Annotated in this window: 6 protein-coding genes; 4 read left to right on the top strand and 2 right to left on the bottom strand. The window is 48.6% G+C overall.

Annotation, left to right across the window (positions count from 1 at the left end; translation table 11 throughout):
• Positions 1-328: 328 nt before the first annotated feature.
• Together MRY86_RS08250 and MRY86_RS08245 are read right to left on the bottom strand one after the other, a co-directional pair.
• Entirely contained in the window at positions 329-535 is a 207-nt protein-coding gene (locus MRY86_RS08250; RefSeq protein WP_293571252.1) for a hypothetical protein, read from the bottom strand.
• Positions 536-588: 53 nt separating this feature from the next.
• Positions 589-2,748, bottom strand: a complete 2,160-nt coding sequence (locus tag MRY86_RS08245; protein WP_293571250.1) for a prolyl oligopeptidase family serine peptidase — start codon at positions 2,746-2,748, stop codon at positions 589-591.
• A 778-nt stretch (positions 2,749-3,526) separates the two neighbouring features.
• Here MRY86_RS08245 and MRY86_RS08240 point away from each other — a divergent pair.
• From MRY86_RS08240 to MRY86_RS08225, 4 genes are all read left to right on the top strand, one after another.
• A complete protein-coding gene (locus tag MRY86_RS08240; protein ID WP_293571248.1) occupies positions 3,527-8,662 on the top strand; it encodes a choice-of-anchor Q domain-containing protein in 5,136 nt (1,711 codons plus the stop codon).
• A 530-nt stretch (positions 8,663-9,192) separates the two neighbouring features.
• The gene (locus MRY86_RS08235) at positions 9,193-9,969 is read left to right on the top strand and encodes an AraC family transcriptional regulator (RefSeq protein ID WP_293567067.1); all 777 of its coding nucleotides are present in this window, start codon (positions 9,193-9,195) and stop codon (positions 9,967-9,969) included.
• Between the two features lie 65 nt (positions 9,970-10,034).
• A complete protein-coding gene (locus MRY86_RS08230; protein WP_293571246.1) occupies positions 10,035-11,537 on the top strand; it encodes a S41 family peptidase in 1,503 nt (500 codons plus the stop codon).
• A 220-nt stretch (positions 11,538-11,757) separates the two neighbouring features.
• Positions 11,758-12,303 carry a hypothetical protein gene (locus MRY86_RS08225; RefSeq protein ID WP_293571244.1) on the top strand — a complete coding sequence of 182 codons (546 nt, stop codon included), beginning with the start codon at positions 11,758-11,760 and terminating at the stop codon, positions 12,301-12,303.
• Positions 12,304-12,420: the final 117 nt, after the last annotated feature.

Here is a 12,420-nt window from a genome sequence, read left to right as displayed (position 1 = left end):
ATCAGGACGGCGCTTTAAATGGCCGGGCGCCTTCCAGGTTAAGCTCCGTGCCTCATAAAGGCTATACTGGCGCTTCCCTACAGTCAGCTACTACGCTAGCCCCGAACTTCCGCTACCTATGCAGACCTTTAAAGGCGCTATTGTAAATAGTATCATTACGCGCCATGATGGGGCTACGGACCATGATTGTGGCTTCCAGTTGAAGGAAGAATCAGATGCCATCAAACGCGCTAAAGAAGCGGATCCAGATCAAAATTAGGAATCCCCCCCGTCCATGGTTACGAAGGTGTACCAGTTGGTCGAAGCGATACATGCATTTATGCAATAATCAAACCTTCACACCGCCCCCCGCCATCTCCACCCCAAATGCCCCAGCTGGCACTCCCCACCGGCCCGGGAAAATAGGGCTGGCAAATTCGCCCATAGCTTCTGTTTTCCAGCGCCGTAGCATACCGGGCGGGATAAAGCTGCGCCCTCTGCGGGCTTTTTCCCGGATGCCTATGCCGTGGTAAAGGGTGCAATCAAGCCTGAGCAATCAAGGGGCTGTTACCGTTCGTCACCCCCCTGCAATAAAACGCCTCCAAACCTCTACTCAGACGGGACAGCCAGGTGCCGGTCAAAGTATTCGATGATCTTGCCGAACAGGTAGCGATCGTAGTTCCGTTCACGGCTCCATCCATGCGTCGCACCCGGTGCAAACGCAAAGTCGAAGTCCTTGCCCTGTTTAATCAGCTCTTCCGCTAACGCGGCTGTGGTCTTGAAGGGGACCACATGGTCCTGCATGCCGTGGATGAACAGGAGTCTATCCTCCAGATTTGCTGCATAGTTGACTGCTTTTCTTTCGAAAATCTCCGGGTGGGTCTGTGGGGTACGAACAATCGCGACGTCGTCCGTGCCGAAGAACGCCGGGTCAACCGCCGCCGCTGCCGCAACGCCCACCTGGAATAAGCCTGGCTTCATCAACAGCGAATAAACGGAGAGGGTGCCACCGTAACTGCTGCCCCAGATGCCGATGCGGTCGGGATCGACATAATCCAGTGATTCCATGTAGGCAACGGCACTTGCGTAATCCTCAATGTCCTGGCCGGCAAAACCCAGGAGGAATGCTTCACGGAATGCCCGGCCATAACCGTTGCTGCCGCGTGAATCCACCTGCACGATGACATAGCCCTTCCTGACCAACAGCTGCTGTACGAGGCTGTAGTTACCGGCCCAGCGGTTCCTCGCTGTATTCGAATACACGGGCCCAAACAGCACCGGATATTGCTTACCGGGCTGCATGTTGGCAGGTTTCAGAATCCGGGCGTGGAGTGTGTAGTCATCTACTAGACTGGGGAAGCTGACGTATTCCGCCGCCGTCCAGGTCCGCTCCGTGAAGGTGGGCAAGGGCGAGTGGGTTATTCGCGTAGCCTCCCCCCCTTCGCTGCTCACCACGTAAAGCTCGGGCGGTGAGGTGTCATTGCTGTGCATGAACACCAGGTACCGCCCATCCGGTGAGGGGTAGCCATCGTTGCGGCCCGGAAGACGTGTCACTTGCTCGGGATCGCCACCGGACAGATTCAGGCGATACACGTGTTGTTCGTACGGATTAACGCCGTTGCCTGTATAAAACAGGGCATCACCAGCAATACCTGGAGCGGACAGCACATCGTAGGACGGATCAGTCAGGAGCTGCGGACGGTCTCCAGACGATGAGGCATCGATCGTATAAAGGCCGTAGCGATCGCCCAGATCGCTTAAGAAAACGACCTGCTTTCCATCCGAATGCCAGGTAGATCCAAACGAGGTGTACATACGGCTCTCCCGAACGCCCCGCCAAATCTCGCGCAGCTGGCTTTCTCCGGGTGCAACGACAAACAGCTTACGTTCAACCGCCGTGTCGGATGCGGTATCAACCAGCAGCGCACCGTCCGGTGACCAGCTGAAGTCGATGACCTGATTGGCCTGCGGGTCTGGCAAATTAAGGTACGTAATATTACCGCTTTCCACATCGAGAAGGCCCACCCTTCGAATCTCGTTTGGATCGCCCGGGTAACCCCGGCGGACCTCATTGGAATTGGTTTCGGCAGCGAGGTAATCCGGGAAGGGCACCTTTCGCATCTCGCGCCTGTCAACGACATGAATCGCGATGGTCTTGCCATCCGGGGACCACTTGTACGTTGGTCCGCTCCAGATGCCCGGGCCGATTTCACGTTCCGGCCGGCTGTAGCGCCCCTTCGGTAAGCTCGAGAGACTGGCAATGCCGATCTCTGTGAGCTTTCGATTCTGTTTGGAAGCGAAGTCCGCAAGCCACAGGTCACCGTTGCTGATATACGCCGCCTGTTTGCCGTTTGGCGATATCGACAGGTTGTGTGCACCTGCCTCGACGGGCATCAACTGGAGATCCTCACCCTGGCGCAGCGATGTCCGCCATAGGTGGCCACCTCGCAGGCTAACGATGGTGTTCCCGTCGGCCCAGGCCACATCGCGCACGGACGCGGAGGCCGTATCGGAACGGAGGCGCACTTCCTTCCCATCGCTTGTGGATACCCAGAGGCCACGCCCGGGATTTCCAGGTTCACTCCAGGAAAAGGCGAAGTGCTCGCTGTTCGGTGCCCAGGCAGGCCTGGACGGAGTTGTTCCCGTCAGTTTTGGCGTTGCGAACAGGTCATCAAGCGTGAGCTCACCTTCCTGTGCTGTGCCTGCTGCGGGCATCGCCATCAATAAGCCGGCTACTAACCCTATTTTCCAAAAAGAGATCTGTTGCATGTGTTTGCTTTTAGTAAACTTTATCCGAAGCCATTAGTATGGCAGAAAAATTGTTTTTGGTTTTCTCCTGACCCGATTCCAGGGCACAGTTTTTAGCAATTTTGTATTAGCGATTATCAATCCGGCTGCTATTTTCCAAGATAATCACGCGCAATAAACCTACTGATAGTCGTAAGTCTTCATAATGGCAAAATAGAAGCCAGCCATTCTAAGCGCCAAAAAAAGCCGGGATAGCCACATGTACGATAAGTAAGGCCATGGGTCGCTGTAATTTTTGCCCTGCCCAAAAGCACAGCCATCCTTACCTCTGGACCGGGCAATGCAGGGCTCCCTCCTCATTTACCATTACTGTCCGGGTGCTGTCCGAGTGCCTTCGCCTGTTCTTTTGTCAACGCTTCTGTCTTTATTCCTTCATTTACCACTATTTGTCAAATATAGCAGAAAAGGTCTCCAATTTAAGCCTCAGGTGATGGCTTCCCGCTGAAAACTACTTTTGACAAATAAGACAAAAGTCATTTTGTCCTGTTTTTGTCCGGTTCGCTTTGTAAGAAACACATGTACTAAAGGTGAACTTTGCCCTGAAGTGAATACGCACGACCTAAAAGACGGAACCCTTTACTTGTCTTGATTCCTAAGAGGCTTACGCTCTTTATCGCTGCTACCCCGGTCTTTTTACTGCTTTCAATATAGCAGGACCAGTTTGAAGTTTTCGCAGCCTAAAGAAAAGACTACAGCTTGTTTTGAATTGCAAAATGTAATAACAAATCTAATCTACACTATGAAAAAAAGACTTCTACCTAACCCCTATACTCTATGGCCCGCTTTACGAAAGGAAAGTAGCCCAACAAACGCTCCTTCTACCCGGAGTCGGGGAGGGCTCACGCAATTACTCCTACTTTTTAGTCTCTTTCTGACCTTATCGGTGTATGCGAAGTCCTCTATCCCTGATTTTTCTACAGCCACCGACAATCTGTGTTTGAATGACGAATCTACAACAGGCGTTTCGGGAGGCGCCCTCCATTTCGATGTCGTGGACGACCATGTGGCCACCTGCACCAGCACGACTTTGGCCGATGATGATGTGGTGACTTGTGAAATGACGAGCAACGACCCTTGCGCCGACCCGGCAACAACAACGAGCAATGCATTTACGATGATAGAGGCTCCAACATTCCCGCCATCATGTTCTAAAATTCAAGTTACGACAAGCTGTACAGCTTTTGATGGCGAATACCTATATGGAGGTGATTATTTAGGTGGTGGATATTGGGGTAAGTCTAACAATAGCAGCTACGAAATTTTCTTTGATGGCACTTCATGGGTCCTATGGGATTATGGTTCCTACCTTTTCATTAACAGTACACCAACCTTGCCCTATCCTCCAACTACGGGTTGGTTGCCTTTCCCGGGAAATGCATGTGATGGTCAACCAATTACCGATTTCAACATCATTCTTATCCCTACTAATCCTACTGTAACCATCGCCGCCGACCCCGGCAACAGTATCACCACCGGCACCTCCGTCACCTTCACCGCCACCCCGACGAACGGCGGCACTTCGCCTGCCTACCAATGGAAAGTGAACGGCACAAACGTCGGCACGGACCAGGCCACCTACACCAGCACGACTTTGGCCGATGGCGATGTGGTCACTTGTGAAATGACGAGCAATGACCCTTGCGCCGACCCGACTACGGCGACGAGTGCGGGGATTACGATGACGGTCATCCCTCCCTGTGAAGGCGTTACCAATCGCATCTATGTGACCACCACCGGCACGGGTAACGGCTCCTCCTGGGCCAATGCGACGAGCGACCTGCAGGCCGCCATTGACAATACCTGTGGCGTGACCGAAATCTGGATGGCTGCCGGTACTTATAAGCCCGCCGACTATCCGACGGGATGTACCGGTTGCAGTTCCCCGAGAGATTACGCCTTTGTCCTCAGCAGCGGTGTAAAAGTATACGGCGGTTTTGCCGGTACTGAAACGGCCCTTATCGAGCGCACGCCGGGTAATGAAACCATTTTATCGGGCGATATTGACAACGACAACACTTTGAACGACGGCAACACTCACCATGTAGTTCTCAGCATCAACAACAACGACCAGACCCTCCTGGAAGGCTGCACCGTTACCGGTGGTTACTCACCGGATGAGGGCTCTGCCTCTATAACCATTGAAAGTGAAGAGATTTACAGCTATGATGCCGGCGGCCTGGTAGCTAAAAACAGCAACGCCCTGTTTACTAACAACAAGTTCGTCAACAACTTGGGCTACCACGGCGGTGGTGCCTATGTTGACAGAGGCAGCGCCCGTTTTGAGAACTGCCAATTTGAAGACAATCGTTCTGACGGTGGATATGGTATAGGGCTTTACACCTATGATGCCGCAGTGATGATTGACAATTGCCATTTTGAAAACAACAACGATGATGATGCTTACGGCGGCGGTTGTTACCTTGAAGACGGTAACGTCGACTTAAAAAACAGCACATTCGTAAATAACAGCGCCTATGAAGGCGGCGGATTGTACACAGATGATGCCTCCTTGACGGTTGACAGTTGTGTGTTTGACGGCAACTCCGCCTATGATGAAGGCGGCGGCTACTACCTCGCATACGGTAGGGGCACCGTAAAAAACTGCACGTTTGTAAATAACACGGCCGACGACGGTGGCGGGTTGGTATTGGACGAGGATAGCAGTGACCTGACCATCGAAAATTGCACCTTTACCGGAAATACAGCAGAAGATGGCATCGGCGGTGCTATGTATTTGTATTACCCGTCTTACAAAGCTCGCACGGTTGTTTCCAACTGTATATTCACGGACAACAGTGCAGGAGATGGAGGTGCGGTCTATCTAGACTCTCCTTCCTATGCAGCTGTTACCAGCTTTACCGATTGCCAGTTCATCAACAATACAGGGGAGGATGGTGGGGCCATTGGATATGAAAGTATTTACGAATATGGCCTTGAAATAGAACGCTGTAGTTTTTTGGATAACAACGCACTATACGGAGGGGCCATCTCCGGTGCTGGTGGAGACAATGAACTGCTTGCCATCTCCAATAGCTTGTTTGCCAAAAACACGGCACAGGGGGATGAAGACTATCCAGGGGGCGGTGCTGTTTACATTTACGAAGTAACAGAGGCAACGTTAACCAACTGCACCTTTGCTGATAACACTTCCGTCACTTCGGCCGGCGGAGGGGTCGTAAACGACGATTCCGGATTGACCATGGAAAACTGTATCTTTTGGGGCAATACCGGTGGGCAAGGGACGCTCAATGACCAGCAGTTCTTCAATTTGAGCGGGGCCACAGCCAACATCGCCCATTCGCTCTTCGAGAGTGGCTTGCCTACGGGTGTAACCAACGGGGGCAACAATATCTTCCTGGACCCACTCTTCACCGATGCCACCAACGATGACTACACCCTCGATGGCTGCTCGCCTGCCATCAATGCTGGTGACAATACGGACGTAGCCGCTACTGACCTTGTGGGTACCACCCGCATCCAAGACGGTACCGTGGACATGGGGGCTTATGAAAATACGCTCATCGAAGGCAGGGTTGTTTCTATTTCCATCGACAACATCAGTGAGGCCGACCGCAACAACACCACCTGTACCACCGACGATACCTACACCGCCGATGTGACGGTGACCTACAGCGAAAAACCTGCCAGCGGCACTCTCTCGCTCAATGGTCCGAACGTCATCAGTAGTGAGGTGGTCGATGTATCTGTTACCGATGCTACATCATACACCTTCACCGGTGTGGAGATGCTGGCCGATGGCGGTGATATTGACCTGACAGCCACCTTCTCTGAGGGGTGCAGTTACAGTGATGATGAAATCGGTACGGCCCCCGAATGCAGTGGGGAGTTTATCCCATCTGACATCACCGTATCCGGTTTTGGCTGCTTTGGGCCTAACGGCACTTACTTCTTCGTTGACTATGCAGAAGGTGCACCTTTCTGGCAGTCGATGAACGATTTTGTCATAGGTTACATTGAAGGGAAATGGGCGATTTTTGGCATTGATTTAATTTCGGGAGGACTTACGGAATGGTCCTCCAACCCGAACGGCTCCGTTGACAACCTTCCTTGCACGACTGGCTGGACTGACCCGCAAGGTTGTGCATTATCCTCGGGATCTATTGCCCTGAGCGGCGGCTGCGGCAGCCTCAGCGGCGGCAGCAGCCCAGCCTGCGCCATCACCGACATCAGCCTCGACAACACCAGCGGCTGCGACGGCAACGGCACCATCGATGACACCGATGACTACTTCACCGCAGACGTAACGGTGACTTTTGCTTATGCGCCAACTGATGGTACCCTGACGTTGAAGCTGGGGAATACGACTCTGGCGACGACGGAGGCTGATCTGACCTGTACAACTACTTATACTTTTACAGGAGTGCAACTGCCTTCAGATGGCAATGATGTTATCCTGACAGCCGCGTTTTCATCAGACTGTAGTTTCACCAGTGCTACGCTCATGACCGCGCCTGAGCCCTGCTCCTGCGAACCAACATCCGACTTTACCGCATGCCCTGGCGAGCTTTCTGTAAATGTAGATCCGGATGCCTGTTCAGCCTTGGTGAGCTACGATGCAATAGCAAATGGCATACCAGAACCAAGCTACAGTTATGTGTTCTCAGGTGCGACTATTGCGAATGGTGAAGGAACGGGAAGTAGCAGCGCTTTTGAAGTAGGCACAACAGAGGTTGTTATTACAGGTACGAACGATTGCGGCTCAGCAACCTGCGAATTCAGCATCACTGTCATCGATAATATTGCCCCTGAGGCTCGATGCCAGAACCGGACCATTCAGTTGGATGCGGGAGGAAGTGCGAGTATTGCTCCCGATGAGGTGAACAACAACTCTACAGACGCTTGCGGTATCGCCAGCCTGACGCTTAGCCCTATGCATTTCAACTGTGAGGATCTGGGCCAAAACATGGTGACCCTGACGGCTACCGATGTAAATGGCAACTCCGCTTTGTGTATGGCAACAGTGACCGTGGAAATCGGTACTGCCCTGCCCCTTCCGTGGACCGCCAATGATATCGGCGATCAGGGCGATGGCAGCAGCTACACCTACGACCCCTGTACCGGTGACAACCCGGACCTTGGCGACTTCAGCATCAGCACTGGAGGGTACAACCTTATTCCACAGGACAGTGACAACCTGGCTTTTGCCAGCGTACCCCTGTGCGGCAACGGCGGTATTCAGGCCCGCATTGAGAACGTTCAGGGCGGCTACGCCGGGCTCATGATCCGGGAGAGTAGTGCCCCGGGCGCAAAGATGATTGCTATTTATTCCAACCTCACCAATTTAATACGGCGTGAAATCCGGACTGAGGAAAATGGGGTGCGGTCCTCAGACCTATTGTATGCTTCATTCCCATACTGGCTGAGACTGAGACGCCAGGGAGACTACATCCGCGCCTTCTATCGCAATACAGATAATGGCGACTGGCAGCTGTTCCATCAGGCCTACCTGCCGATGGACAACTGCGTGGAAATGGGGCTGGCAGTATTTACCACCGATCCGAATGGGGATGCCAGTGCATCCTTTGGCATGGTCCGTTACCGCAGCCAGGTCAATGCGAACCTCTCGGCTCCTGATAACCTGATATGGGAAACGGAAATTCCTGAATTGCCAAAAGCCACCGTATCGCCTAACCCGGTGCAGGATGCCTTTACCCTACACTTCAGCAGGCCTCTCCCTGCGGAGGGTACCGCTACCCTGCTCAATGAGTTCGGCCAGCGCGTAGCCCGGCAGACCCTGCGTACCGGTGAAACCGAGCTGCTATGGGATACCGGGAACCTGCCCGCCGGGATGTACTTCCTTGAAACCATAACAGACGATGGCTACCGGGAGATACTGAAAGTGGTACGCCAGTAGCGCTAAACTTTATATCCATTTGAGTTAATCCCGAATCCTGGCTATTGCCTGGGTTCGGGATTTTCTGTTTGATGGAAGCCTGTCCCGGTCTCAGCGCAGTAGGCCCAAAAGGCTTATAATCAAACTCCAACTTCTGAAAGAAATCCCTGACCCGGCGCTTAATCGAGCTTTTTTACATGGCTTAACCCTCGATCATGTCTGCCAGCTCAATGAATGCGGTACTCCGCCGGCTTTTAACCCTCTGCTGGAGAAGCTTAAATGCAAACTATTTGACTTTTCAACTTCTTGATGGTGCTAAACTTCCGAACAGCTTGTGTTAGCTTTGCATCAGGATGCAATCCCATGAGAAAAAGTAGGTTTTATAGGTGTGGCAAACCACAAAATCTTGCTTTTCCTCGCTTTTTTCAAATTTCACTCCTAACCATCGGGTGGAGTAACGAAAAACAAAACACAAAGGCTAGCTCTAAACTGAAAAGTTAGGGTGTAAAATCCGTTGCCGCTCATGAACTAGCCTGTAGTGGTCAATCACAATGGAGCTAAAAATATCCGAATTTGATGGGTTGGAATTATTGAGGTTTTCTAACCTTAAAACTAGTTTCCCAGAACATTTTCATGAAACTTACTGTGTTACACTGATCAATAGCGGCTGGGAGATGGTCAAAATAGGGGATACGACTGTCCTGTCAGATAAAGGTTTCATTACCATCACCAATCCCTTTGAGATTCATGCTAATCCTGTTTTTGACTCCTCCCACAAAAATGACTTTATCACCTTATACCTGTCGAAGGATGTGGTAAGCTATTTTTTGAAGGATGAAAACGTGAATTTTTCACTGCAACAACCTATCAATCCTGCCAGCCAAAGCGCTTTCCTTCGAATCGTCGATTCAGTTTCAAATGGAAATATTGATTGCTTAAGTACCCTTTTGAATCAGTTGCTCAATAGCTTTCAAAAGCAAGATGTTTTTGAACTTGACCATCATCCGGTTTTCAATAATCAATGGCAGGAATTGCTAGAGCTGATCGACAATTCACTGCAAACAAAGATAACACTAGACGATCTGGCAAAATTCATGGGAATGAATAAGTTCAGTTTAGCAAAGGAGTTTCGCCTCAAACATGGGCTTTCTCCGATACATTATGTCATCATGAGGAAGGTTTTCGAGATGAAAAAGTTAATCCGTAAGGATACTAACTTAACCCATCTTGCCCATCAATTTCATTTTGCAGATAGCGCGCACTTTTCTAAGCAGTTTAAGCGATTCGTAGGCCTTTCTCCAAGAGCGTTTAAAAATCAAATTTTCTAGCGTGCCAAGATTGTACAAGTTTGGGAAGCAATGCAACACTAACTTTGCTTCCAAAAGATTGTACTATGAACAAAATTACCATCTGTCTCCTCTTCTTTTTCAGTTTTAGCCTTTCTGCACAAGACAGCTTTGATTCAGAACTGTCCCAAGAGCAGATGGTTAAAGACCTGGAATTATTCAGAGAGATTCGCGAAATCGCTAACTCGGGACTTTATAAATATCGCACAAAGAATCAAATAGACAGCATTTACAATTGGGCATATAGCCAAATAAAACAAAGCAGCAGCTTAGGTGATTTTTACAATATTGTATGTACAATTACCGATTTTGAAGGAAGCTTACATAACAACACTGATTTACCGGATAAAGTAATAGAGTCTATTCGAAATGAATCATGGGGTTACTTTCCTTTTATGATTAGCGACGTTGAAGATTACTGGGTATGCAACAACGATAGCCTTGAAATTCCTGTTGGTAGCCGTATTATTGAAATTAATGGTAAAAAAATGGAGGAAATAATCCAAGAGCTGGGAATTTACTGGACAACAGACGGCTACAACACCACGGGGAAGAAAATTGGCTTCAAAAAAAGCTTCCCTTTTTACTATCGCATGTTCTATGGGCAAAAAGAAAGCTTCGACATCCTTTATCAGGAGCCTGATGGAGCTACTCAACAGCTGAATTTGCAAAGTATATCTAATAAACAATATAAAGAAAACAGGTCTAAAATGCACAGTATGCCATCCGATTACCTGTATTTTTGGAATTATCTTGAAATGACAGAAAAAAAGGAATTGTATCAATTATCAGCAATCAATCCTAACACGGTTCTGCTAAAAATAAATAGCTTTTACATAGGAAGAAATGAGGATGACCCAATTCACAAAAAATACATGGCTTTTCTTGATTCCACATTTTCTGAACTAAAAGCAAATGGAGTTGAAAACTTGATCGTAGATGTTCGCTATAATGGAGGAGGGACTGGCCCAAACGATGTTGAGACTGGAAGTTTTTTGATAGACAAGCCACTTAAAGAGGCTCAACAAGCCTGGACAAGTTGTAGAAAACTACCAAAGACTAGACACCTAAATATCAAGTGGTATCAAAAACCATTCGCAAATATTGTCGTCAAAAAAGAGGTCAAGAAAAACCTTTCAGAAGGGGAAGACGGTAATTTTTATTACGATAAACCTAAAACCATTTCCCCTAAAGAGAACGCTTTCACGGGTACTTTGTATTTACTGGTAGGGCCCGAAACCGCTTCTGCTGCGAGTCTATTTGCCGCTATGGTAGCTGGCAATACCGATGCCATTGTAGTTGGAGAAGAAACATCTGGTGGATATTACGGGCACAATGGCATCTTTCCAGTTTCTTATGTACTCCCTCATTCAAAAATTGAATTTGATTTTTCTTTGGTGAATATTGATCAGAATGTACCCGTCACAGAAAATCAGCCTGCCGGATCAGGCATTATGCCTGACTATGAAGTAACTACTTCCTTGAGTGATTTCCTGAACAATGAGGATACAACTATGAAATTTGTCCTCGGCCTAATTGATGAACAGTGAATGACAGATCACAGTTTTTGCACTTATGGCATTGCTTTCCATTGTAAAGCGATCCATTCTGTACTATATTTGCACTTGATGCGGTTTGGATCGGTCAGCATCTTAGTAAAGTTTTGATTGACAAGATGATAAAGATGCTTCTGAACTGCCTGCAATACATTGCTTCACCCTTAAATTTGATGCACCCTCCATTAGTGAGTCGGTTAAGCGAAGTAAAGAAATGAGAAGAGAAACTACAGACAGAATAATTGGAATATCAGCGATTACAATCAGTTTGCTGACTTTGATTATTTTTATCTATCAGACAAACATAATCTATGAACAAAGCAGATTATCTGTTACACCAAGATTGAATTTTAAGACCCGTAGTGTGCTTGAAGACAGCATACAATCATTAACATTTGCTTTAATAAATAAGGGGCTAGGACCCGCGATAATTAATTCATCAAAAATAAAAATGAATGGTGAGGAATTTAGTGTGGATATGGATGAGTTCTTTGATCTGAATTTTCCTAAACTGGGAGATTTTGGTCATTTAGTGGAATCATCTTCATTATCAGAGGGGAGTACGTTGACGCCAAATGAAGAACAAATATTATTTACTTATTCATGCGAACTATCTCAGTTGCCAAAAATTTTGGAATATTTTGAAGTAAAAGAGCCAGATGAATTTGAATTTCCTTTCAATATTGAAATTGAATATTCCTCCATATATGAGGAAAAATGGACCGTTGATTATGATGACGGAATGCCCAAAAAGATTTAAAGTATAATCTTGTGCCTAAACAAGCATGAGGTGCTGTATCTATTGGTTTTCTTGTAGGAATACTCATTTTCGGACTCGTTTCATGGAGCCTATCTTCGGAGAAGCATTTTGGATTCT

The sequence above is a fragment of the Phaeodactylibacter sp. genome, from assembly GCF_022763345.1.
GTDB lineage: Bacteria > Bacteroidota > Bacteroidia > Chitinophagales > Saprospiraceae > Phaeodactylibacter.
The sequence above is the reverse complement of the archived record's forward strand: the minus strand, read 5'-3'. Positions and strand labels throughout refer to the sequence as shown.

Excerpts from the sequence above, each read along its gene's own strand:
- MRY86_RS08235 (WP_293567067.1), top strand. The coding sequence starts at position 9,193 with ATGGAGCTAAAAATATCCGAATTTGATGGGTTGGAATTATTGAGGTTT.
- MRY86_RS08245 (WP_293571250.1), bottom strand. The coding sequence starts at position 2,748 with ATGCAACAGATCTCTTTTTGGAAAATAGGGTTAGTAGCCGGCTTATTG.
- MRY86_RS08225 (WP_293571244.1), top strand. The coding sequence starts at position 11,758 with ATGAGAAGAGAAACTACAGACAGAATAATTGGAATATCAGCGATTACA.
- MRY86_RS08240 (WP_293571248.1), top strand. The coding sequence starts at position 3,527 with ATGAAAAAAAGACTTCTACCTAACCCCTATACTCTATGGCCCGCTTTA.
- MRY86_RS08230 (WP_293571246.1), top strand. The coding sequence starts at position 10,035 with ATGAACAAAATTACCATCTGTCTCCTCTTCTTTTTCAGTTTTAGCCTT.